We start from the raw sequence: 24,067 nt of genomic DNA on the forward strand, positions 1-24,067 counted from the left end.
TACGTCAGGGGGTCCAGGGGGGCTGCCCTCTGCCCTACGTGGCTGAAACGGTGATCAGGCTGCGGGGATGCGTAGCACCTGGCCGGGGTAAATCTTGTCCGGGTCGCTGAGCATCGGCTTGTTCGCCTCGAAGATCTCCATATAACGCGATCCCTTGCCCAATGCCTTTTCCGAAACCGCCCAAAGCGTGTCACCCTTTTCAACGGTGTGGAACACCGGATCGGCGTCGCCGCCCGATACGTCATCCTCAACCGCTGCCACGCCTTCGACGTTGCCCACCGCGAGGATGACCTTTTCCTTCATTTCCTGACTGGCGGCCTTGCCGCTGACCTTGACGGTGTCTCCTTCGACCGTGATATCCAGATCATCGGAATCCAGGCCCAGCTCCTTCAGCTCGTCCTTCAGGGCCGCACCGGTCACCTCTTCATCATCACCGCCGCCAAAAACCTTTTTGCCAGCGTCCTTAACAAAACTCCACAAACCCATCTCAATACTCCCATTGATGATAAAGGTCCGGCAACAGCGCCGAACCGGAACAGATCCCTTTCAGGCTACTCTGCCGCCATCCCGTCTGTAAACTGCAACCGTGCCAGCCGCGCGTAAAGCCCGCCTTTGGCGACCAGTTCGTCATGAGTTCCGGTCGCGACGATCCGGCCCGCCTCCAAAACGACAATCCGGTCGGCCTTTTTCACAGTCGCCAATCGGTGGGCCACGATCAATGTGGTGCGGTCCGCGCTCAGCTTGTCCACCGCCAGTTGCACCGCGCGTTCGCTTTCTGCATCCAGAGCCGAGGTTGCCTCGTCCAGCAGCAGCACCGGGGCATCCCGCAAGATGGCACGGGCAATCGCGATCCGCTGTTTTTGACCGCCAGACAGCATCACGCCCCGCTCGCCAAGGTAGCTGTCATAGCCCTCCGGCAAGGCGCTGATGAACGCATGGGCGGCGGCGGCGCGTGCTGCCTCCTGCACATCGGCATCCGAGGCATCAGGGCGGCCAAAGCGGATGTTTTCAGCGGCGCTGGCCGCAAAAATGACCGGATCTTGCGGCACCAGAGCAATCGACCGGCGGAAATCGTCCCGCGCCAATGTGCGCAGATCGGCACCATCCAGAGTGATGCGCCCGGACGCCGGGTCATAGAACCGTTGGATAAGCTGGATGATCGTGGTCTTGCCTGCGCCCGACGGGCCGACAAAGGCAACGGTTTCACCCGGCGTGATGGTCAGCGTCACACCATCCAGTGCAACAACATCGGGCCGTGCCGGATAGGAAAAATGCACATCTTCAAACGCGATCAGCCCTTTGACCGGCTGTGCCAATGTCGCGGCATTGGCCGGATCTTGCACCGCGTCTTCGGTTTGCAGCAACTCGACAAGCCGCTCTGTGGCCCCTGCTGCGCGCTGCAATTCGCCCCAGATCTCTGACAGTGCCGCAACCGCGCCGGCGACCATCACCGCATAGATCACAAACTGCACCAAGGCACCTGCTGACATCTGGTCTGCCCGCACATCCCGCGCCCCGATCCAAAGCACACCAACCACGCCCGAGAACACCAGGAAAATCACAATCACCGTCATCGCCGCGCGGGTCTTGATCCGCCGCCGCGCTGCATCAAAAGACGCCTCGGTCATCTGCGCAAACTGACCTCGGCTGGCCATTTCATGGGTGAAGGCCTGCACTGTCTGCACGGCAGTAAGGCTTTCCGATGCATTGCCTGAGGACGCCGCAATCCAATCCTGGTTTTCGCGGCTCATCACGCGCAGCCTGCGGCCCAGAGTCAAAATCGGGATCACAACAGCAGGCACGATCAACAGGACGAGCCCCGTCAGCTTGGCAGATGTCAGCAGCATCAGAACAAGGCCACCTAGAAAAATCAAAAGGTTACGCAGCGCAATTGAGACCGACGATCCGATCACCGACAAGATCAGCGTGGTGTCCGTCGTAATCCGGCTCAGCACTTCACCGGTCATGATGTTTTCGTAAAACGCCGGGCTCATTCCGATCACGCGATCAAAAACTGCCTTGCGAATGTCGGCCACAACCCGTTCGCCCAAGCGGGTGACAAGCGCATAACGCAGACCCGTTCCAACCGCCAGAAGCCCTGCAATCACCAAAGCCGCGAGAAAGTACTGATCGAGAAGCTCAGGCTCACTGGTGCCGAAATTGTCCACCACGCGGCGCACCGCCAATGGCAAGGTCAGCGAGATCACCGCCGTCGAGATCAGCGCAAGAACAGCAGCGATCATCAACGCGCGGTAGGGCCACATGAACGGCATCAACGCCCGCAGCGCCCCCAACTTGCGAGATTTCTCCCGTTCAGCGTTGGCAGTGCCAGCCGGAACCGGTGGCGGGGTGTTGAGGGTCGTGCGCCGGGCCATGGAACATCCTTTGTGATGGTGCACCGGTCATGGCCTGAGCCAACGGCAGGGTCAAGCGCCCTACTGTCGCGGCGTGCAAATTCAAATGATGGGAAATGTTGGAGCGGGCGGAGGGAATCGAACCCTCATCTTCAGTTTGGAAAACTGAGGTCTTAACCATTACACAACGCCCGCTCGGACAGGTTGGTGATTATTTCAAAGGGTTATGGGGGTCAAGTGCAATATGAGGATCATGGGCCGTGCAGGACGGTTCAAGAGGCCTCAAGCTTGCATCCATCACGGGCTAACGGACATGCTGGACGGTTTCAAACGCATCCAGCAATAGCGACAAGGGCAGACTTGTCCCATAGCCGCTGGAGTTGATGGACCGTGTCGAAAGCTGACCTTGCTGGATTTTCAGATCCACCCGCCCGTCCCCGGCGCGATAAAGATCCCCATGTTGATCCAGCAGCGCCGAGCGCCAGCTTTGCGGGGCACCTGCAAGCCCGTCACCGTATTGATGGCCGTTGCGCTCTATGTGCGTGCATCCAATGAGGTTGGCCAAGGCCACGTCTTGCTGCAAGGCGATCCCGGCCTGGGTGGACAGATCCTCGGCGGACAAGAAGAACCCGCCCAACGGATCTTCAGCATTCCATTTGGCCACCCGCGCACGGTTCAACAGGGACCGGTATACCCCCTTGCAGGATTTGCTGGATACACCGCGATAACCCAAGGCTTGCGCAGCAAAAAATGCGGTCATGTTTGCATCGGATTCGTCGATTTCGCAGGGTATATCCGCGCCGACCTGGCCCAAAGGCACCGAAAGTGCGTTCGCCCTTGCGATGGGCTGTTCCACAATTCTCACTGCGTTTGTCAGACGGCCCAGTTGTGGTTGGGCTTTTGCGTTCTCCCAAAACGCCGCAAAGGCGTCGGGTGTTTGAAACTGTTCATTGCCATCAAGTGTGCAGAAATATCCGCCCGGCAAGTCATCCAGTACCCCTGCGATCCGGCTCAGACGATCAATGTCTGCAGGCGCATCACCGGACAGCTTGAGCTTGAATGCACGCAGCCCGTAAGCCTCGCAATTTTCGCGCAGGGTTTGCGGCAATCCGTCATTCGGCCCATCGGCGGCCTTGCCTTGCGCCTCGATCACATCTGTAAGGCCGACAGTATGCCGCACTGTCATTGTGTCCGCAGGACGCAACGATGCAAGGAAGTACGGCAGGTCAAAACCCGTCAAATCATGTGCTGTGTCACTTGTGATGCCCGGAAGATTCCGCGCAATGGCCGCGGCAAAGGACACACCCCAAGCGCGGCAACATGCATCTAGAATGGCCCGGTCGATTTGGGCCAAACCAAACCCCGCAACAAGACCCGGCAATTCTTGTTCGGCGCATTCTTCGTGATGTATGGTTTCCGCAGCGCTGTGATGGCCAAATGCACTGGCGTACCGCCGCCCGTCAACATAATGGCTGGCGGCAATTGCTATGGAACGGCGCAGTTGTTCGAAGTTGTCCTGGTTGGTCAATTCAGGTGATTTGTCGAACCATTTGGGCGCCAGAAGGTCGGCGGCGATGCCCCAATGAGACTTCTGATCACGGGTTGTAATGCGGACCGCGACATAGGCTTCTGGCGCTGATGTTAAGGTGACAACACCGTACCGAAACGGCATTCGGAATGTCACCGGCCGCTCGAGTTGAATGACTTCGTCGACGGTAAACTGAAATTCAGACATGGACGCACTTATATTTGCCCCTTCGGCATTTCGGCCAAAGGGGCGGTTGTTTCGGATCGATTACTTTGGGTAGGTCACTGATGTATCGATGAATTCATTGGTAAACACCGTTGATGTATCCAGATCATCAAGACCATAGGCCTGTTGAACCACCTTATAGTCCTGCGCGAGGCGGTCACCGCTCCATTCTCCGACGGACAACGTGTTGCCGACACCGGGCATGACCCGCGACGCATATTCCAACTGGCGCTCCGCATCTGACAACTTCAGGCTGACCGCTTCGGACAAGGCCGCGGCGCAGGGTGCTGGCGTTTCCAGGCAGAAGGAGAATGCCTTTTGCGTCACGTTGACCATCGCTTTTACCGCATCCTTTTTGGTTTCAAGCGTGTCATCACTGGCCCAATAGGCAAGGCTGTAGTTGTTCATGCCCTCATCGCGCAAAAGCGCATAGCCCAGATCATCACCAAAGATGTCTTCGTAGATGAAGTGCACGGAATAGAAATGCGTCGTCGCGTCAATGGAGCCTGACTGCAATGCCGCCACCTTGGCCGTGGGCTGCAAATTCACCCAAGTGACATCATCGGGATCGAGTCCAATCGCCTGAGAAATCGGAACCCACATCTGGCGGGCCGCGTCAAAGGCAGGCGCGCCGATCTTCTTGCCCTTCAGATCCTGAACACTCGAGATGCCAGAGCTTTTTTTCCAATACAGGCCAGCCGCGTTGTCATTGTAGGCGACAAAGATGCCTTTCATCTTGCTGCCTTTGCCCAGGAACTGAAGCGCCGTTGGCGTGTCGATGATGGCCAGTTCTGCCTGCCCAACATCCAGCGCTTTGGCCGCCGCACCGGAGCCGGAGCCTTGCCGTACTTCAAGATCCACACCCGCGTCGGTGTACCAACCCTGTTGCAAGGCGTAATAGATCGGTGCGTGATCGCCGCCGGCTTTCCAGTTCAATTGCAGGCTCAATTCTTCGGCCTGTGCTGCGGCTGAGGTGGTGCATGCCAGGGCGCTTGCGCCCAGCAGTTTCGCTATGTTTCTCATGGTTTCCTCCCTTAGAGAATTTTCGTGGTTCTGGTTCAGTCCAATCCAAGCAGGCGATAGATTTGCTTGGTGTATTCGCCAAATTTTTCGGTTGTTTTGACGTCGAGCGTTCGGGGTTCTGGCAAGTCGATATCGAAATGCGCGGCCATGCGTGCCGGACCGGAAGTCATCACGGCCACCTGGCTGCCTAGAAACACGGCCTCTTGAATGCCGTGGGTGACAAACAAGATGGTCTTTTTGCTTTCTTTCCAGATCCGAAGCAGTTCGAGGTTCATCCTCTCTCGGGTCAGCGCGTCCAATGCGCCAAAGGGCTCATCCATCAAAATCAGGCGCGGGTCATGCACAAGGGCGCGGGCAATCGACGCCCGCTGTTGCATGCCGCCTGAGAGTTGCTGCGGAAACGCATCGGCAAAATCGCCAAGGCCGACCATCTCTATCAGGTCTTTTGCCCGCTCCCGGCTTTCTTTTTGCGGAAGTCCAAGGATTTCGGCCGGCAGCATGACGTTGTCGATGATTGTGCGCCATTTCAGCAAGAGCGCCTTCTGGAACACCATGCCGATGTCTTTACCCGGCGTAAACGGGGACAGGTCATTGCCGATTTGCACGGTGCCTTCGGTGGCGGGATGCAGTTCGGACAGGATGCTGAGAATGGTCGATTTACCACAGCCTGACGGCCCGACAATCGACACCAATTCCCCTTCTTTCACTTCAAAGGAGACATCCTGCACAGCAAGGAACTCTTTGTCGCCAACCTTGAAGACTTTCTTAACGCCGTCCAGTTTGACGAAGGGCTGAGGATCGATCTTGCTCATGTCTGAATTCCCTTACGTGTGATGAAGATGTATTCGAGCGCGATGACAAAGCCGTAGAGGGCCATGCCAATCGCCGTGATCAGCAGCAGCGCCATCATCATTGCCGAGGTGTTGAGCGCGTTCTGCTGGATCAGCAGAAAGTTCCCCAAACCCTCTTCGGAGGCGATGAATTCGCCCACGATTGCGCCTGCCACAGCGAGGATTGCGGCAACCTTCATCCCGGAGAACAGATAGGGGAGAGATCCAGGCAATTGGATCTTGATGAAGATCTGCCAGCGGTTCGCCTTGAGCGCCTTGACCAGGTTGATAAGATCCGGCTCCACCTCGACCAACCCGCGATAGGTCGTCAGAACAATCGGGAAGAAGCAGATTGTGAATGCAATTATCATATTGGGAACAATGCCGTAGCTGAACCAGATGATGAACAACGGCGCCATCGCGACTTTGGGCACCATGTTCAAAGTCACCAGCAGCGGCATCAGCGATGCGTTCAGCGGCGGCACCCAGACGAACAAAACCGCCAGCGCCACCCCCACGATCACAGCCATGGCATAACCGCCAAAGATCTCCAACGTGGTGACCCATGTATGGGTCCACCAGTTATAAGAACTGTCCGTGATTTCCGCGATGGTCTCGAGCGGTGATGGCAAGATGTAGCTGGGTACATCAGCGACGATGACAGCGAGCTGCCACAACAGGACGAACCCGATATGCGCCGCAATTGCGTATAAGTATCCACGAGCGGACATGTTGCGTCCCTCCTTGTTCAAAGTGCGTTGCTGGTCCGATCAAAATTCGCCTGATCGCACTTCGAATTTTGACGGTTTGCCATGAACGGGTTTGCCTGTCTTGACCCAGTCAGCGACCCATTTGATCATCGGATCCATCGGGACAACCGGATTGCCCAGAATGCCGTTGGCCTTGTCACAGTTGACCAGCAAACAATTGTCCTGCTCCTGGCCGGTGAACCGCGGCTCGATCCCGAACTCCTGGCCAAACCGGTTGGCGAGGTAGCGTACCGATACAGTTTCTGGGCCACCAACGTTGATCGGGCTGGTTGGAACGGTGGTGTTTGCCAACATGCGGAGGAATTGCGCATTTGCATCGCCCTGCCACATGATATTGACGTGGCCCGTGTCCAGCGGAATATCTTTTCCGTCTTTCACCCAGCTCGCGATTTCCTGCATCACGCCATAGCGGGGGTCGATCGCATAGACAAAGCGCATGGCGCGGCCGGGCGTCCCGTGCAGTTTGGAGAAATACTCGAATGTCCGTTCACGGCCGACGACAGAGTTTGCGTATTCGCCGGGCCGGGCCAAGGGCAGATCCTGTTCCGTTACTCCGCCATGCAGAGGGTTCGACCATGGATAGACGTGAATGGTCGAAAAAGTGACGAGCCGGCTGTCTTTGAAAGCTTCGGCCGTGATCTGCGGCGCGATTGTGTTCATTGCCCAGAGGAAATCTTCGCGGCCCCGGAAATCGAACTTGAGCCCCGCCATGTAGATCACGTTTTTGATCTTCGGCAGCGCGTTCACAGCATCCCGATCCAGCAGATCACACGGGATCGTCTCAATGCCCCATGCATTCAGCCGCTCTTGCACGCCTTCTTCGGAAAACCGCGAGACACCGATCACGCGCTTGTCCGGGCAGGCCTTCTTGGCCATGCGGGCCATTGTCACGCCGATCTTTCCGCCGACGCCCAAGATCATGATGTCGCCGTCCAGACTGTTCAGATCATCAACGACCTCCTGTGTCGGGATCGACATGAAATCTTCAAGGTGTTCGACATCGCGAAACGCTTCGGGAAACAAGCTCGGGTTCAGGGTTTCAATTGTAGTTGTCATTTGGGTTCCTCCCCTTGGGGTCGTTCAGGTCACAAGCGGGTGCGCGTTTTGGTCACCGCTCAGCCAGCGTTCAAGATTGATTTTTACAAAGATGTCGTCGTTCATTTCCGGATACATCCGGTAAACGCGGTCAATTTGTTCAAGTTGACCGGGGCTTAGGGTTTCGTCCGGATTGAGGCACAATGTGTTCTCTGCCAGCCCCTGCCGGCGCAACACTTCGAGACAACCGGGGATGCAGCCCTTGAGATCGTTCAGCGCGTCATAAATCGCCAGATTACAATCTGTTACCATGCTATCGAGGGCCAGCAGATCTTCGGGCATATCCGCGCCATCCGGAACCGCCTGAATGCGGCGCAGCATCTTGGCGGATTTCTCGACCCAAACGCTCCAATGGCCCAGAAGCCCGCCGCGAATGCGGGCCCGGCGTTCTTGTTTGCCATCCTCAGAGCGCACAACGAAAGGCTGGATCAGATCCAGAATGATATGATCGTCATTGCCGGTGTAGAGCGTGATCCGATCTTCGGCGCCGGCATCATAGACCGCGCGGACAATATCAATCGTCCGGTACCGATCAAACGGGGCCATCTTGATCGCGATGACGTTTTCAATCTGCGCAAAGGCCTTCCAGAACTCATAGGACAGATGGAAGCCCCCCACCGAAGGCAAAAGAGCAAATCCGATGACCGGCATTTCCTTTGCAACGGTCCGGCAATGCTCAAGAATCTCCGCCTCCGGCACGCCGTTCAGGTGGGCAAGGTTCAAGAGTGCCGCGTGATACCCCAGCCCCCGTGCGACCTGCGCCTCTTGGGTAGCCTGCGCCGTTTTGCCCGTCACCCCCGCAATGAGAAGCCGCGCGTCGTCTGTCCAGTCAAGCGCTGTCTCGGCTGCGAGGCGCAAGACCGGCTCATAAAGTCCGACGTCGCGGATGGCGAATTGGGTTGTGTGAACGCCCGCGGCAATGCCGCCTGCCCCGGCATCCAAATAATACCGCGTGACGGCCTGTTGGCGGGTGGTGTCCAACTTGCGGTCATTGTCCAACAGTAACGGATGGGCCGGAATGGCCACGCCGGTACGAAGAAGGTTCAACGCCTCTTTTGGGATGTCTTGGGCAATCATGTGCTCACGCGCTCCTCTTCCCGATCTGGTTTCAAGAAATGGGCCGCATCCATCAGGGCCAGCGGCTCCGCTATTCTGACCGGTGCAAAATCCATCAGGTCAAGAACCTGCGTTTGAAGATCAATGCCAGGCGCAATTTCGATCAGCTCAAGACCATCCGCAGCGCATCTGAAAACAGCCCGTTCAGTGACGATCAACGCATCCTGGTTTCGTTCGGATACACCGTGTTGAACCCGGTAGGTGATGGAGGCGGCTTCTTTGACAAACTTCCGCACTTTCCCCTCCCGTTCGATCACCAGCTTGCCAGCGACCACATCGGCACGCAATCCACCGGTTGTGAAAGTACCTGCAAAAATAAGGCGTTCGGCATTCTGCGCGATGTCGATAAATCCACCAGCACCCGGATTGGCCTTGCCAAATTTCGACACGTTCACAACGCCGGAAGCGTCATATTCCGCAAAACTCAGCGCAGTGAATTTGCACAATCCCCCATCGATCACGTCAAACTGCGTGACCCCATCAAGCAATGCATCAGGGTTGATATTGGCCGAAAACTGCCAGCCGGGCATCACGATACCGCCGTAGGCGCCGTGTTCCGTCGTGCCGGGATAATCGTATATGCCACCGTTATCAAACTGGCCGTTCTCGGCCATGACCAAAGGCACATCGGTGGCCGCGCCAAAGCCAAAGATTGACAGCTCGTGCTTGCGAACCTCCGGGGCGATCCGGTTGGCAATAATCCGATCCACCGAAAACGGTGGCGCGGAAAGGGTTGAGATATCCTTGTGCTCGCCGCCGAAATAGGCCGCATCATAGGGCACATCAGTGGTCATCATCATATCGGGATCAACAACCACCTGATCGACAAACACGCCCGGAAGCCGATTCTGGCTGGCGGGACGATCCCCCACGGGCACAACGCGGCGCACTTGGGCAATCACCTTGCCGCCCGACGCCTTGGCCGCCAGCGCCAATGCGACGTTGGAGGTGGTCAGCGGCTCATCTTCCCAACTGAGGTTGCCATGTTCATCTGCCGTGGCCGCCCGCAGGATCGCCACATCGATGGGCCAACTGGGGTAGAACAACAGCTCCTCGTCATCGAGGGTGATCACACGGATCAGATCCTCGGTTGCCTTATCGGTAAACTTGCCACCGCCGTGACGGGGGTCGGCATATGTTCCCAGACCAACGCGGGTCATATATCCCGGGCTCTTGCGGGCCACTTCGCGCAGCCAATGCATGGTTGCGCCAATCGGCCAGCTGTAAGCTTCGACCTTGTTGTCATGGATCAATCGCATCAAGGCTGGTCGCTGCCCTGTCGCCGGATCAACCGGATTAATATAGCTGCCCGACACGATGCGTTTCATCAGCCCTTCACGGGCGACGTGATCCATCCCCTTGATGCCAACCGCATCCCCTGTCCCGCAAGGGAAAAAGAATGTCAGATCGCGGGGCGCGGCGGTTTGTGCAAACCGGTCCCCCAATGCCTTGAGCACCTTGTCCGGTGTGACCCAGCCGATGACACCCGCACTGGCAACTGTTGCATGTGACGGAATGTCCGCAACGGCTTGGGCTTCTGTAACAATCTTGTTCATCGGGCCACCGTAAACTTGGCCAGAACGGCCTTGGCCGCCTCGCTTTGGCAATCAAGCCCAAACAATCGGTTGGCCTCTGCATCCTGCCGTTCGGCATCAGCCGTGGCGGTTGTTTCAAAGAACCTCTTGGTTGAGGCCACGGCATTCGCGGGCAATTCGGCCAACCGCTTTGCAATTCCGCAAGCGGCAACCAGCGCCTCTCCGTCCGGGGCAATCACATCGGCAACCCCAAGACGCAGCGCCTCTGCCCCGTCGATCTCCAGAACACCCCATGTGATAAGCCGGGCGTTTGCAGCGCTCGTGCGCGCCGCCAAGGTTTGCAGACCCCAAGGCGGGATCCAGCCATTGCGCACCTCTGGCATGTTCCATTTTGTGCTGGCCGCACTGACAACGATGTCGCAGGACGTCGCCAGGATAAACCCGCCGCCCAGCGCATACCCCTCCACGGCCGCCACAACGGGAATGGACAACATCCCGATCTGTCGTGCGATACGTGCGGTTTCCGCCTCATGGGCGCACATGTCCGGTATCGAAAGCCCGCCCAGCTCCTTGAGATCACTGCCCGCACAGAACGCTGGTGCCGCACCGGTCAGAACAACCGCTTTACACTCGGGATCTTTTTCCAGATCCAGCAGCGCGGCATAAAGTTCGGCCATGCTTTGTGTGCCCAGCGCATTGCGGCGGGCCGGTTTGTTGTTTGTGACGATTGCGTAGCCGTCTTTGTGATCTATCAAAATCTGATCGCTCATTGCAGTTCTCCAGTCAGGCGGGTCTTAGTCCAGCCGGGCATTTTCACGGTTCAAAATCATGCGGATATCCGCGCCTTGAATATCTCTTGGGGCAACGCCGTCCCGCGCGGCTATCACCGCCGCGTGACCCACCGCATGACCGTATCCAAAACACTGCGCCGTCACACGAGCCGAGGCGACGGCCTCATGCTCTGCCGACAGGCACCGGCCAGCGACCATCAGGTTTTCGCCCGCCTGCGGAACGAAACACCCAAAGGGGATTTCATAAACGTCGTTCAGCAGCCATTCGACCTTAGGCTTTATTCCCGAATGCAGTTCAATCGGCCAAGGGGACCGCGCGATCCCATGTTTGAATTTTGTGCCAAGGACCACGTCAGTATTGGTCAGCTTGGTCGCGCCTTCGACCTGCCGGGTTTGCCGAACCCCCACCTGAACCGCCATGTCGTTGACAAAGGACTGCTCACATCCCACGAGATTGTCCTTGAAGAACCGCGCGTATTCACGGGCTTGCCGGCGCCCCTGTATTTCCGCCTCTGAAAAGTCTTTCCAGAACAATGGGTTCAACTCGCGACCATCCTCGCCAATGATCCGCGTGCAATTGCAAAGCAGCTCATTCGGGCGGGTTGTTGGAAAAAGCCAGATCTTGGCCCGCGGCAGGGTATATTTCCCGGATGCATTGCTATCGATGATCAGTTGCGAGACATCTGGCGGCATAATGGTGTCCGCGCCATAACGTGCCTTGAACGCACCGACATCGACACCCAAAAGCCGAAAGATCATCGTCGGGTTCTGCACCCGCCCGTTGTCTCCGACAAAGTTGGGCAGGCCTGCCATTGCCACGATATCTGCGTCCCCTGACGCGTCCACAGTGACCTTGGCGCGCACCTCCAGCGGCCCCTGTTTTGTCCAAACCTCGACACCTTCGATTTTCTCACCTTCGGCCAGAACGCGCGTTGCGACCGCGTGATAGATGGTTGTAACGCCCGCCTCGGTCAAAAGATCATCCGACACCTCACGCCAGACAATCGGATCATGCACGCGGGTAAAGGTTTTTCCGTATTGCACTGGCTCTGCCAGTCCGCCGCGTTCTTCCATCCGGCTGATAAATTCCGATGCAAATCCATGCACGGCCAGGACTGGCGCATCGGACTGATTATCGGTTGCCTCGTAGAGCCCGCAAATGGTGCCGGAGTGACCGGCCACTGCCCCGCCGCCAGCAAAGCCGTGACGTTCAATCACGACGACCCGCAGACCGGCGCGTGCCGCAATGGTTGCGGTTGTCACCCCTGCGGCGCCACCGCCAACGACAACCAAATCGCAATCCAGTCTTTGCTTGGCTCTTAGGTCTTGCGCAGTCATCTCACCCCCTGATCGTCATCTGATATATCAGTTGTTGATTTGACTAATAAGCAATTGATATACACCTTGTCAACAATTACATTTGCCCCGAAGTGGAGCATGACTGATGGTAAAAGAGATTGTTGAAGATCCGGCGGTGATCGAAGCGGGCGACAGATCGCTGACAGACATTGCCTATGACGCGATCCAAAAGATGATCGTGACAGGACGCCTTGGCACCCATCAGCTTATCTCAGAAAGCGAACTTGGCCGTGAGTTGGGATGCGGCCGAACGCCCGTGCGCGAGGCGCTTCAGCGGCTGAAGTTCGAAGGGTTTGTCGAGGTTCTGCCGCGCCGTGGAATTCTAGTAACCGCCGCTGATGTCACAGGCCAGCTGGAGCTGCTGGAAATGCGCCGCCCCCTTGAAAAGCTGGTGGTATCTTTGGCCGCCAAACGCGCCAAGCCCAAACAAAAGCAGGCCATGTTGCATCTTGCGGATGAGTTGGAGCGGGCCATCAAGGAAAACGACATTGAGCATTACCTCGATATCAACAAGATGATCCACGAGATTCAGGCCGAAGCCACGGGCAACCGGTTTCTTAAAAACCAGATCACCGTTGTTCACAACCTTTCGCGGCGGTTTTGGTATGCGTCCATTTCGGACACCGACAGTTTTTCCATCGCCGCAAAACATCACGCCGCCACCTTGCGTGCAATTGCGGCTGGCGATGAAACCGGCGCGATGGAAAGCAACTGCGCCCTTTTGGATTGTCTTGAGAAAGCCACCAAGGATTCGATTCGCGGAATTGGCTGATCGCGCAATGGGCATGCCATGCCTGCCGAATTGCCTATGGAACAGCGCGGGCAGACAATAGGGCCAAGACCTGCGCTTGCTACACTTTTCCAACATGCGCCTTGAGCACATCAACAAAACGCCTCTGCGGCCGCGTGACCGGCTCGCCTGCCCGTGTCATGATGCCCATGGGCCGCTCAAGCATCGACCCCATTTCCAGAAATGTCACATCGGATCGCGGATGCGCAGCGATCAGCGCGTCGGTTGCGGTGCCAAGCATCCCGCTATGCCCGACGCAGGAAATCACAAACGGCATAAAGTTGGTCTCTATCTCTGCAACGGGGGGCGCCAGCCCCTGCTCCAAAAACAGATTGTCCAATCGGGCACGGAACAAGGTGCTCCGAACCGGCAACACCCACTGGTAGGCCTCCAGATCTTTGAGAGAAACCGGATCGTTCTCCAGCAGTTCGTGCCCTTTGGCCAGGATGATCCCCTGACGGTTGGATGCGATCGGTTCAAAAATCAGGTCGTCCATATCTTCCATCTGTGACACCCCGACCACCAAATCCAGCCGCCCGTCGCGCAAATCGGCGACCAAGGCCCGTGTGTTGCGCCCCGACGAGATGAAAATTTGCGTGCCGGGGTATTTCTGGCGCAAGTCAAGAACCGCCTGTTCGACCCCAAACTCAAGCCACTCTGGCGCCGCTCCGATGGCGATTGCGCCATCCCGGCCCTCAATCAGGTCGGACACGGTACTGACCGCGCGATCAGACTGCGCCAGAACCAGCCGCGCATGGGGCAGCAGGGTGCGTCCGGCCTGGGTCAATGTCATGCCCTGAACCGACCGGCGAAACAGTGCGCCGCCAAGACTGGTCTCAAGCCGCTGGATACTCTTGGTGAGGCCGGTCTGCGTGATATTCAGTTTTTCCCGTGCCCGGCCAAGGCTGCCCTCTTCGGCAACTGTCACGAAATGTCGCAAACTTTGGATGTTCATACGGCCTCCAGCCCACCTATCATGACAAGCTATCATGCCAGCATGACAAATTGAAACTATTGCTTATGCATCAACCCTGTCATGCTAACCAGGAATTAACCTCTGGGAGGAGAGATCATGAAGTATCTGGCACTTGCCGCGGCGATGGCCGCAGGATTGGCAAGCCCGCTTTTGGCGGATTACCCCGAACAACCGATCAAGCTGATTGTACCGACTGGTGCTGGCGGCGGTATGGACACCACGGCCCGCATCGTTCAGCGCACCATTGAAGCCAACAACTTGCTGCCCGAAAGCATCGCCATCGTGAATATGAAGGGCGCAGGCGGCACCATCGGCACCCGCGAAGTTCTCAAGGCGGATCCGGACGGCTATACATTCGGGTTCTGGCACGAAGGCATCGTGACCTCGAATGTCATGGGTGTGGTGGACTACGACCACAACGATTTCGAAATTGTCGGCGCGACGGGTTTTGTCGGTCTTGGCATAGGTGTGCGCAAGGACAGCGACATCGCGTCCTTGAAAGACTTGTTGGAGCGCGGCAAATCAGCGCCGGATACGCTTTCGGCTGCCACAAACATCGGACTGACCGTGCATTTCTTTCCACTTCTGGTGGCCGAGGAAGCCGGAGCAAAGTTTCGTTTTGTCCAGGCCGGCGGCGGGGCCAAGCGTCTGGCCGCGGTCTTGGGCGGGCACAATGATTTTGCCACTTTTGGCGTGAACGAGCTGGTCAAACACAAGGATTCGGGGCTGCGTGCCATCGCCGTCCTTGCAAATGAACGCAGCGCGGCTTTGCCTGATGTGCCCACAGCAGCCGAGATCGGCATACCGGTTTCTGCGCAGCACACAAGGATCTGGCTCGCGCCCAAAGGGACGCCCGAAGACCGGTTGAACGTCATGCGCGATGCCCTGCGAGCGGCAATGTCCAACGCAGATCTACAGGCAGAATTCGAAACTCTGGGCATTTCGGCCAGCTTCATCGAACCGGATGCCCTTGATGCCCAGCTTGACGACTTTAGCGCCAAAATTGCACCACTGGTCGAAACGGTCAAAGCGTCGAAATGAGCACGCCAGCCGAAAACCTGCCTGAGGGCGGCTCACCCCGCCCGACGGACAACGCCGATCTCCACCTCTGTATCTTTACCGCCATCATTGCGGCTGGATTATACGCAGGTGCATCGGTGCTGCCACCGCCAACATTTGATCCTTTGGGATCGGCTGCCGTGCCAAAGGCAGTGGCTGTTGTTCTGGCCGGTTTGGCACTGCTTGTGCTGATGCCCTATGTGCGGCAGCGGCGGCAATCGGGAGCCACCGGCGAGGCCTCCCTTCAAGGAGCCGCAAACGGGGCCGGCATTGTGCTGTTGGCATTGCTTTATACCGGCGTGCTGGATTTCCGGATTGTCCCCTTCTGGCTAGCAACACTCCTGTTCATCCCCGCAGCAGGCGCCATCATCCGGCCTGAACGGTCGGTGCTGATCGTGAACCTGATCATTGGTTTGATCCTCGGCGTTGGCGGCCAGTGGATCTTTACGAAATTCTTTTACATGGATCTGCCGGTGTAAACTATGACTGAAGCTCTGTTTTCTGCCCTCATACAGGTCATGCAATTTCCAACCGTGCTTTGGCTGATCCTCGGTGTTGGCTGCGGTATCGTGGTTGGTGCTATCCCTGGCCTCGGCGGCGGGATGCTTATCTCGCTGACCATTCCGCTGACATTCGGGATGAACGCGACCGATGCGCTGGTGATGATGATTGGCATGTATGTCGGCGCTGTGTCCGGCGGAATGGTCAGCGCGACCCTGCTGCGCATGCCCGGAACGCCCTCGGCTGTCATGACCACATTTGACGGCCACCCGATGGCGGCCCGCGGCGAAGCGGGCAGAGCCTTGGGTCTTGGCGTCACCGCCTCTTTGGTAGGTGGATTGATCGCAGGTGTTTTTCTGGTTGTCATGTCCCCGCCGCTGGCCAAGCTGGCGCTGACCTTCGGACCCTGGGAATATTTCAGCATGGTGTTGCTGGCGATGGTCCTGATCGCCGCGTTGTCCAAAGGCTCGATGGCAAAAGGCCTGCTTGGCGGCGCGCTTGGCATTGCCTTTGCCCTGCCTGGCCTGAATGAAAGCGATGGTCAATTGCGTTTGACCTTTGGTGTGGATGAGCTTGCGGACGGATTCAACCTATTGCCCGTCCTGCTGGGTGTTTTTGTGATGAGCCAAATCATCAGAGACACCGCAGCCGCTGCCACCCGCGGCGCGCCGCCGATCATGGCAAAGTTTGACAAGACAAAACTGCCGGGCTTGCGCGACTTGCGTCGCCACGGCGGCAATATGTTCCGCTCTTCTGTGATCGGCACCTTTGTCGGTGTTCTGCCCGGCGTTGGCGCCTCCATCGCGTCGATGATCGCCTATGGCACCGCCAGAAGCTTTTCCAAGACCCCCGAAAAGTTCGGCACGGGCTGCGAAGAAGGCATCGTCGCCTCGGAATCGGCCAACAATTCGAACGTTGGCGGGGCCTTGGTTCCGCTGATCACCATGGGCATTCCCGGAAGCCCCATCGATGCGATCCTTCTGGGGGCATTGGTGCTGCACCAAATCCAGCCCGGTCCGCTTTTGTTTGTAACCAACGGTGAGTTTGTCTGGGCCCTGATGGCGGCCTACCTGATCGCCAATGTCTTGATGTTCGCCATGATGGTTCTTGCGCTGCCGGCATTGGCACGGATCGTGCGGATCAAAACCGCCTACCTGATGCCTGCCATCTTTGTGTTCTGCGTCATCGGTGCTTTTGGTCTGTCGAACCGGATGTTTGATGTCTACGTGGTGATCGGGTTTGGCCTCGTTGGGGTCTTGCTCGAACGGGCAAAGGTGCCTGTCGGCCCCTTCGTCATCGGCTTTGTGCTGGCCAGCATTCTGGAAGCAGAGCTGCGGTCCGGCTTGCAGGCCTCTGGCGGGTCTTATCTGCCCATGCTGACCCGGCCTGTCAGCCTTTTCTTTGTGCTTTCTGCCGGGGTTCTGCTGGCCCTGCAAATGATCCCCCGGCGCGGCGACAAAACATGACGAACCGCTGCACAGAAACACTTCGGCTGCGCCCCGATGCCGGGGCCTGCGACACCCACATCCATTTCTTTGCGGCAGGGGTAAAACGGGCCAAGAGCGCGCAAAAACCGTTGCCCCCACCCTGCGGGCGCAGCGAATATACCAAGGTGCAAGAGGCGTTGGGGCTCAGCCGGGCGATTCTGGTCCAGCCCACACATTACGGGCAAGACAATTCTGTGCAGCTTGGCGCTGTGGCGCAGTTCGACGGCAATGCACGTATGGTGGCGGTGGTTTCCCCCGATGTCTCCGATGCGCAGCTTCACGATCTGCACCAGCGCGGAGTACGCGGCTTGCGCTATTTTTTGCTGGATGGGGGGGCAGTTACCCGCGACGGGCTGGTGCAAACCGCCCAGCGCATCGCACCCTTGGGGTGGCACATTGAGATACAGGTCAACGGGCGCGAACTGCCCGATCTGGTTTCGACACTTTGTGCTCTGCCTTGCGATGTCGTCATCGCACATATCGGCAGGTTCCTCCCTCCTGTCAAAGTCACACATCATGCGTTCCGCACATTGCTCACGCTTGTGGACGCCGGGGCCTGGGTGAAAATCTCGGCGCCCTATGTCAATTCGCGCAGCGGCGGACCGGATTTTGAGGATGTCGCCGCAGAGGCACGTGCCTTGATTGCACATGCGCCCGGCCGGATGCTTTGGGCTTCAAACTGGCCGCATACCAACGATGTCCCCGCCCCGTCAGAAACGCATTTGCTCAACCTTCTGCTGGATTGGTGTAATGAGGATCCGGAGACCTACAACCGGATACTCTGCGCCAACCCCGCGCAGCTTTACGGGTTCTGAAACCGGTCAGGAAAATGCGATGACGGCCCTGCAAGACTTTGATGGATATCACAGGCCCAATGGTTTGGTGGGCGTCCGCAACCATGTTCTTGTGCTGTCCGTGACGGGGCTGACCACCGCCCCCGCCCGGCAGATCGGCGCAGCAGTGCAAGGGTGCCACGTCGTAACGATGCCCTATTCGACCGGATTGATCGGCCAGGACCGAGAAGTACATTACCGCGCCCTTGTCGGCCTGGCCTGCAACCCCAACAATGGCGCCGTTCTCCTGATAAGCGACCACAAGCCCAAAGCGGAAACACTGGCCCAAGCCATCAAGGCAGAAGGTCAAACTGTCCAGATCCTGACCTTGAACGAGGTGGAACAAGACCCCGTCGATCTTGTTGCGAAAGGCACACGCATGGCTGCGCAACTGGCCAAAGACCTGTCCAGCCAGCGCCGCGCACCCGCGCCGGTTTCTGCACTGCGCGTTGGATTGAAATGCGGGCGGTCCGACCCCAGTTCAGGTCTGATCGCCAATCCCAGCACCGGGGCTTTTATCGACCAATTGATTGCACAGGGCGGCACCGCCATCTTTGGCGAGGTCGTTGAATGGATCGGGGCGGAGCATCTCTTGGCAGCGCGGGCCGCGTCAGCAGAAATTGCAGATCGGCTTGTCACCCTCCCCGCAGGGCGCGAAGCCTCTGCCATGACCACCGGTCTCGACCTGATGGGCAGCAATCCCAGCCCCACAAACATCGCCGCAGGGCTTTCCAGCATCGAAGAAAAGTCACTGGGCGGTATTTCAAAGACCGGATCAACCCCGATCATGGGCGTTCTGGACTATGCAGAAACGCCCCAAGGCAGCGGATTGTTCGCCATGGACACGCCAAACTATGCACCCGAACACCTAACCGCGCTGGCCGCTGCCGGGTGCCAAATCGCGCTTTTCACAACGGGTGCGGGGAACAGCTTTGTCAGCGGGCTCATGCCCACGATCAAGATCTGCGGGAACAAGGTGAGTTGTCAGCGACTGTTCCAGCAGTTCGATGTGCGGCTTGACGACTTGATTGAGACAGCAGCCCCCCTGCCGACCGGGTCAAGGCGGATCGCAGAGGCAACCCTTGATGTGGCCAATGGCCAGATGACATGGGGCGAAATATTGAAACAGGGCGATGATGTTGTCAGCCGTTTTGGAGCGGCACTTTGAGCAAGGCATCCCCGCAAAAGACCGTCCCCGCCATCGTCCTGCATCCGGACGATACTGTTGCAACACTGCTGGCCGGTGCCAAGACAGGCGACAATATTGCCATTGGGTCTCACCAACCATTGGTCGCTAAAGAGGATATTCCGATCTACTTCAAACTCTGCTTGAGCGATCAGAAGGCCGGTAGCGACGTGATCAAATACGGTCAAACCATTGGCACCGCACAGACTGCCATTCGCAAGGGCGAGAAAGTTCATATCCACAATATGACGTCCAAGCGCGGCCGTCACTCTGGGCACTGACCGGCCAAGAAAACTTGCCCAGAATGGCAGAATCGCAGCGGTATCCCTGCCCCATGACATCAACCGGAATACGATCCGAAAACGGGCGCAGTCGCACCCGAAATACGCCCGACAGTGATCATTTTACCGGCAACTGCCCCCAATCCTGATCCGCTTTTCCCGCCGAACCACAGGCAGAACGTCCACATCCCATGATCGCAGGGCGGCCTTGCATAAAGGGATTTCCAACACGCTTGTGAGATTTCAAATTAAATGATAAGCATATCATTAAACCTCATGTCAGAGGGTTCTTTGGGAGGGGAACAGATGACCAAGACCAAATCCGCAGGAGGGTTGTCGATTGGCCGCAAAATGGCCTATGGCGCAGCCGAATTGAACGTCGGCCTCGCCTTTATCGCGATCAACTCATGGCTGCTGTATTTCTTTGTGAACATCGCGGCGATCCCGCCATTTCTGGCAGGTATCGCCTTTCTGACGGGGCGCCTGTTTGATGCGGTGATGGATCCGGTGATCGGGCGTTGGTCGGACCGGATGCGCCATGCTGTCGGCCGGAAACCGGCGATCAAATGGGCCCTGTTGCCCGGTGCGCTCAGCTATGTTGCGATCTGGGCACTGCCTGTTTTGGTCGACGGCACAGCCGCCAAATTCGTTCTGGCGACTTTAGGTTTCATGACTTTCTCGTTGTTCTTTACCATGATCTCGATCCCGCGCCTGGCCTTGGTGCCGGATCTCGAACCGACCTACCATGGCCGTACCAAGCTGTTGTCGGTCAATTTCATGTTCAACTTCCTCGCCGTGCTGATCGCCATCGCTGTCACGCCCGGCTTGGTGCTGGCACTTGGGCAGGCCACTGATCTGGCTGCATCCCCCGCATCAGCTTGGATCACGGTTGCCACTGTGTTCGCGGCGGTAGGCGCGGTCTCATTGGTCCCCTTCCTTTGGGCCATTCCCGATGCAAAGACCGGAGCGGATGCCCTGCCGAGCAAGCCGTTTTGGGCTGAGGTCAAAAGCCTGTTCCGAACGCCGGGTTATACCCGCATCGTGTTGATTTTGCTTTTGTCAGTGCTGGGCACGTTGATTGTGCAATCCATGGTGCCGTTCTATCTCGAAAGCGTGATCGGCGTGCCGGGCCCGGCACAGGGGCCGATCCTGGGGGCGATCTTTCTGTTGTCGATCCTGTCCTTCCCGCTCTGGGCCTTTGTCGGCGGCAAGATCGGCAAACACCGCGGCTTGATCGCAGGTTTCGTGGTCTATGGCGTGTTCCTTGCCATGATCCCCTTCATCCCAAGGGACGGGGTGACGCCCACGCTTATGATTGCTGCCGCGATCTCTGGCATCGGGATCTCTGCCATCAATCTGTTTCCTTGGGCGATGCTGCCTGACGCCGTGGACATGGACGCGCAGACGCACGGGGCCAAACGCGAGGGGCTGGTGTCGTCGGTCTTTGTTTTTGCGCAAAAGATCGCCGGATCGCTGGCGATCTTCTGGAATGCCATGATGTTGTCGGTCTTTGATCATCAAGCCGGGCAAGTTGTCCAAAGTGAGGGCACGTTGACCGCCTTTGTCTGGATGACCGGCCCGATCCCGCTGGCGATCTTTCTTGTCGCGATGGTTCTGACCTTTGGATATCCGATCACCCGCGCTGTGCAACAAGGCCTGCGAACAAATACGGCCCAGCCTCAGGACGGAGAGGCATGATGGCGCAAGCTCACACCACTGCCAGAGATCTGGCGGCAAAGATTGCCACCTGCGAGACCGACATCGAGGTGGGCGGCGATCTTGTACATGTCTGGGTCAAACGGGCACAAGACGTATCTGGCAAACAGCCAGCCATCGTTCTGGCGCATGGATTTTCTGGGGTGATCCATGAACCGCTTTTGCGGTATGGCGATCATTTCGCCGCAGCCGGATTGACCGTGGTTTTGTTTGACTACCGCACCTTTGGCAGATCCGGTGGCCTGCCCCGTCAGTGGATGGATATTCCAAGACAGCAAGAGGAATGGCGTGCGGTGATTGACTGGACCCGCGCCCGCGACGATGTGGATCCCGCGCGTGTGGCGATTTGGGGGTCGTCCTTTTCCGGCGGTCACGTCATGGATATTGCCCGCACCGCGCCCGTGGCGGCCGCCATCGCCCAAGCGCCCTTTGCCGACGGACGCCAAAACACGGGCGATCCCAAAACCGCGTTTCGCCTATTCATCGCCGCGCTGCGGGACCGCTGGCGCGAAAAACGTGGCAAATATCCTTATTACGTCGGCGCAACAGGCCATCCCGGCACACTCTGCGCCATGACAACGCCCGACGCCATTCAGCCCGATTGGTGGCAAAAGGATCAAGGCTCTACCATGGAAAACCGGATCACCCCGCGCGTCTTTCTGCAGATGCTGAAATGGCGGCCCGGCACGACCACTGCCGAAATTCCCTGCCCATTACTGGTGCAAATCGCAACCAAGGATGCCGTGACGCCCCCCGAACCGGCCCGCGCCGCGGCGGCAAACGCGCCCAAGGGGAGACATATCGACTATCCGATTGAACATTTCGAAATTTATCACGGTGCGCCCTTCAAAGCCGCGATCGCCGATCAGATTGCATTTTTGCAAAGCGCCCTGAACATGGAGACCGCCAATGTCAACGCTTGAGAACCGCGTCATTCTGATCACCGGTCCGGCCCGCAATGTGGGCCGTGCGATGGCCCGCGCCATGCACGCAGAAGGCGCGCATATCGTTCTGGCCGGTCTTGAACCTGAACTGTTGCAGGCACTTAAGAACGAACTCGGCGGGCTCACGATGGCCGTGGATATGGACGTGACCGACGATGCCTCTGTCAAGACAGCGTTTGAAGCCGCAGCACAGGAGTTTGGTCGCATCGATGCGGTGGTGTCAAATGCCGGCATCATGGGCACCGGCAGCGTTGAAGCTGCGCCGCCAGCGACGATGGAACGTATGGTTTCCGTCAATCTCACCGGCACTTACCGCGTCGCCCATGTCGCCCTGCCCTACCTGATGATGAGCCGGGGGTATTTCCTATCTGTTTGTTCAACCGCTGCAGTCGCCCATTCGCCGCTGCAGGGCCAATATTGCGCAGCCAAAGCAGGCGTCTGGGCGCTTATGGATTGCATGCGCCAGGAAGTGCGGCACCGGGGCGTTGATGTAGGCGCGCTCTGCCCCAGCTTTGTCGTGCCCGACCCTGACGAAATTCGTCCGGTGGATCAGGTCATGGTGCATCTTTGGGGCGAGCCGAACCTTGGCGGCAAACAATCCGTTTCTGCCCGTGACGTGGCACAGGTGGCCGTGGGAATGGTGAAGAAACGGGAACGCGAAGCCGTTGCGCCGCGCCGGATGAACTATGTCATTCGCTGGCCCCGCTTTGTGCAGAGAATGCTGGAACGCGCCTATAAGGATGAAAACATCGAGGCCGCAATGACAGCCTCGCGCAAGCTGGCGGAACAGGGACGTATCGTATCTACGGATCTGGGTCACGAGGATGACGGAGCGCTCGACAAGGCGGGTTAGTTAAGGTCACACCTTGGTGTCTTGTCCCTAGGCTTGATCAACCTGCCGGGCAAACATCCCTGCGGCTGCGGCACTGACACCAAACACCGCAGTCTGTTCGGCCAAAAGCCGGGCCGCGGCGGTGCGGGCCAGTTGCCCTTCCCGCCACATGCGGACCCCCTCAAATGTCTGGCGCACAAGAAAATGCGCCATGACGAAGCAAGCCTGACGCCGGTCTTTTGCACTGCGATGGGCCAGCGCCGGGGCACCTGCATCCGCTGGCATGATTGCATCCAGGTGATCGGTAAGATCCTCCACCAGCGCCGCCTCACCTTGATCCAGCACCGCGCCCAACGGGCTGCGATCCTGCCGGTAGCGCAGGAACAATTCCATCAGTGGGCCGGTGTCTTCGATCAGATCGAACAGCCCCTCGTAATAGGGGGTCAACGTCGCTGCATCACTTGGGTTGGACTGCCGCAGCGCCGCCATTCGTTCTGCAATGGGCGCCCGAACCGATGCTTCGATCCGCAGCGCAAGGGCCGAGATACAGTCGTCCATGTTCTTGAAATGCGCGTAAAAACCGGACTGCACAATATCCATCGCCCGCGCAATGCGCACCGTCGAGAGGGCCTCTGGCCCATTCTCAAGCGCCAGCATGATCGCAGCGTCCAGAATACTGCTGCGATTGATGTTGGAATTGGGTTTGCGCCCTCTGCGCCGCGGCGGCTTGGCGGTCTTGGTTTCGTCAGTCATACCATTTGGATAGCACATGCTATCCAAGCGCGGACAGGCGAAATTTCGGCCTGTTTCCGGTGTGAAAGGCTGCAAACGCCTGG

Annotated in this window: 23 protein-coding genes and 1 tRNA gene; 10 read left to right on the top strand and 14 right to left on the bottom strand. The window is 58.0% G+C overall.

Features of this window, described 5'->3' with window-relative positions; all coding sequences use genetic code 11:
* Positions 1-54 precede the first annotated feature (54 nt).
* The 12 genes from lysM to JNX03_RS08180 all read right to left on the bottom strand — a co-directional run bounded on the left by lysM (position 55) and on the right by JNX03_RS08180 (position 12,605).
* Complete coding sequence (gene lysM, locus JNX03_RS08125; protein ID WP_037908994.1) at positions 55-486, bottom strand: peptidoglycan-binding protein LysM; 432 nt, start codon at positions 484-486, stop codon at positions 55-57.
* 65 nt (positions 487-551) lie between these two features.
* Positions 552-2,375 (bottom strand): ABC transporter transmembrane domain-containing protein, encoded by a 1,824-nt coding sequence (locus JNX03_RS08130; protein ID WP_203211873.1) that lies wholly within the window; start codon positions 2,373-2,375, stop codon positions 552-554.
* Positions 2,376-2,474: 99 nt separating this feature from the next.
* Positions 2,475-2,549: transfer RNA gene (locus JNX03_RS08135), tRNA-Gly, on the bottom strand.
* A gap of 109 nt (positions 2,550-2,658) precedes the next feature.
* Entirely contained in the window at positions 2,659-4,089 is a 1,431-nt protein-coding gene (locus JNX03_RS08140; protein ID WP_203211874.1) for a mandelate racemase, read from the bottom strand.
* A 60-nt stretch (positions 4,090-4,149) separates the two neighbouring features.
* Positions 4,150-5,130: an ABC transporter substrate-binding protein gene (locus JNX03_RS08145; protein WP_203211875.1), complete on the bottom strand. Its 981-nt coding sequence runs from the start codon at positions 5,128-5,130 to the stop codon at positions 4,150-4,152.
* A gap of 35 nt (positions 5,131-5,165) precedes the next feature.
* Complete coding sequence (locus tag JNX03_RS08150) at positions 5,166-5,942, bottom strand: ABC transporter ATP-binding protein (protein ID WP_203211876.1); 777 nt, start codon at positions 5,940-5,942, stop codon at positions 5,166-5,168.
* The gene (locus tag JNX03_RS08155; RefSeq protein WP_203211877.1) at positions 5,939-6,691 is read right to left on the bottom strand and encodes an ABC transporter permease; all 753 of its coding nucleotides are present in this window, start codon (positions 6,689-6,691) and stop codon (positions 5,939-5,941) included. The genes JNX03_RS08150 and JNX03_RS08155 overlap by 4 nt, the downstream gene beginning before the upstream one ends.
* A gap of 39 nt (positions 6,692-6,730) precedes the next feature.
* Positions 6,731-7,786 (bottom strand): NAD-dependent epimerase/dehydratase family protein, encoded by a 1,056-nt coding sequence (locus JNX03_RS08160; RefSeq protein WP_203211878.1) that lies wholly within the window; start codon positions 7,784-7,786, stop codon positions 6,731-6,733.
* 24 nt (positions 7,787-7,810) lie between these two features.
* Positions 7,811-8,902, bottom strand: coding sequence for a dihydrodipicolinate synthase family protein (locus JNX03_RS08165; RefSeq protein WP_203211879.1), 1,092 nt, complete (start codon positions 8,900-8,902; stop codon positions 7,811-7,813).
* A complete protein-coding gene (locus JNX03_RS08170; protein ID WP_203211880.1) occupies positions 8,899-10,497 on the bottom strand; it encodes an acyl CoA:acetate/3-ketoacid CoA transferase in 1,599 nt (532 codons plus the stop codon). Before JNX03_RS08170 ends, JNX03_RS08165 begins: the two co-directional genes overlap by 4 nt.
* Positions 10,494-11,246, bottom strand: a complete 753-nt coding sequence (locus JNX03_RS08175) for an enoyl-CoA hydratase/isomerase family protein (protein WP_203211881.1) — start codon at positions 11,244-11,246, stop codon at positions 10,494-10,496. Before JNX03_RS08175 ends, JNX03_RS08170 begins: the two co-directional genes overlap by 4 nt.
* A 24-nt stretch (positions 11,247-11,270) precedes the next feature.
* Entirely contained in the window at positions 11,271-12,605 is a 1,335-nt protein-coding gene (locus JNX03_RS08180) for an FAD-dependent oxidoreductase (protein WP_203211882.1), read from the bottom strand.
* A gap of 106 nt (positions 12,606-12,711) precedes the next feature.
* On the opposite strand from JNX03_RS08180, the gene JNX03_RS08185 reads away from it, so the two are divergent.
* Positions 12,712-13,398: a GntR family transcriptional regulator gene (locus tag JNX03_RS08185; protein ID WP_203211883.1), complete on the top strand. Its 687-nt coding sequence runs from the start codon at positions 12,712-12,714 to the stop codon at positions 13,396-13,398.
* A gap of 79 nt (positions 13,399-13,477) precedes the next feature.
* On the opposite strand, the gene JNX03_RS08190 is transcribed toward JNX03_RS08185, so the two are convergent.
* The gene (locus JNX03_RS08190) at positions 13,478-14,371 is read right to left on the bottom strand and encodes a LysR family transcriptional regulator (protein WP_203211884.1); all 894 of its coding nucleotides are present in this window, start codon (positions 14,369-14,371) and stop codon (positions 13,478-13,480) included.
* A 117-nt stretch (positions 14,372-14,488) separates the two neighbouring features.
* Here JNX03_RS08190 and JNX03_RS08195 point away from each other — a divergent pair, with 117 nt between their 5' ends.
* The 9 genes from JNX03_RS08195 to JNX03_RS08235 all read left to right on the top strand — a co-directional run bounded on the left by JNX03_RS08195 (position 14,489) and on the right by JNX03_RS08235 (position 23,252).
* Positions 14,489-15,433 (top strand): Bug family tripartite tricarboxylate transporter substrate binding protein, encoded by a 945-nt coding sequence (locus tag JNX03_RS08195; protein ID WP_203211885.1) that lies wholly within the window; start codon positions 14,489-14,491, stop codon positions 15,431-15,433.
* Entirely contained in the window at positions 15,430-15,930 is a 501-nt protein-coding gene (locus JNX03_RS08200) for a tripartite tricarboxylate transporter TctB family protein (protein WP_203211886.1), read from the top strand. The genes JNX03_RS08195 and JNX03_RS08200 overlap by 4 nt, the downstream gene beginning before the upstream one ends.
* A 3-nt stretch (positions 15,931-15,933) precedes the next feature.
* Entirely contained in the window at positions 15,934-17,418 is a 1,485-nt protein-coding gene (locus tag JNX03_RS08205; protein ID WP_203240804.1) for a tripartite tricarboxylate transporter permease, read from the top strand.
* A complete protein-coding gene (locus JNX03_RS08210; RefSeq protein ID WP_203211888.1) occupies positions 17,415-18,254 on the top strand; it encodes an amidohydrolase family protein in 840 nt (279 codons plus the stop codon). The genes JNX03_RS08205 and JNX03_RS08210 overlap by 4 nt, the downstream gene beginning before the upstream one ends.
* A 19-nt stretch (positions 18,255-18,273) precedes the next feature.
* Positions 18,274-19,440, top strand: a complete 1,167-nt coding sequence (locus JNX03_RS08215) for a UxaA family hydrolase (RefSeq protein WP_203240744.1) — start codon at positions 18,274-18,276, stop codon at positions 19,438-19,440.
* Positions 19,437-19,739, top strand: coding sequence for a UxaA family hydrolase (locus tag JNX03_RS08220; RefSeq protein WP_203211890.1), 303 nt, complete (start codon positions 19,437-19,439; stop codon positions 19,737-19,739). The genes JNX03_RS08215 and JNX03_RS08220 overlap by 4 nt, the downstream gene beginning before the upstream one ends.
* A gap of 306 nt (positions 19,740-20,045) precedes the next feature.
* Positions 20,046-21,437: an MFS transporter gene (locus tag JNX03_RS08225; protein WP_203211891.1), complete on the top strand. Its 1,392-nt coding sequence runs from the start codon at positions 20,046-20,048 to the stop codon at positions 21,435-21,437.
* Positions 21,434-22,378: an alpha/beta hydrolase gene (locus tag JNX03_RS08230; RefSeq protein WP_203211892.1), complete on the top strand. Its 945-nt coding sequence runs from the start codon at positions 21,434-21,436 to the stop codon at positions 22,376-22,378. Before JNX03_RS08225 ends, JNX03_RS08230 begins: the two co-directional genes overlap by 4 nt.
* Positions 22,365-23,252, top strand: coding sequence for an SDR family oxidoreductase (locus JNX03_RS08235; RefSeq protein WP_203211893.1), 888 nt, complete (start codon positions 22,365-22,367; stop codon positions 23,250-23,252). Before JNX03_RS08230 ends, JNX03_RS08235 begins: the two co-directional genes overlap by 14 nt.
* A 27-nt stretch (positions 23,253-23,279) precedes the next feature.
* On the opposite strand, the gene JNX03_RS08240 is transcribed toward JNX03_RS08235, so the two are convergent.
* The gene (locus tag JNX03_RS08240; RefSeq protein ID WP_203211894.1) at positions 23,280-23,984 is read right to left on the bottom strand and encodes a TetR/AcrR family transcriptional regulator; all 705 of its coding nucleotides are present in this window, start codon (positions 23,982-23,984) and stop codon (positions 23,280-23,282) included.
* Positions 23,985-24,067: the final 83 nt, after the last annotated feature.

Origin of the sequence: Sulfitobacter mediterraneus (assembly GCF_016801775.1) — a bacterium.
GTDB lineage: Bacteria > Pseudomonadota > Alphaproteobacteria > Rhodobacterales > Rhodobacteraceae > Sulfitobacter > Sulfitobacter mediterraneus_A.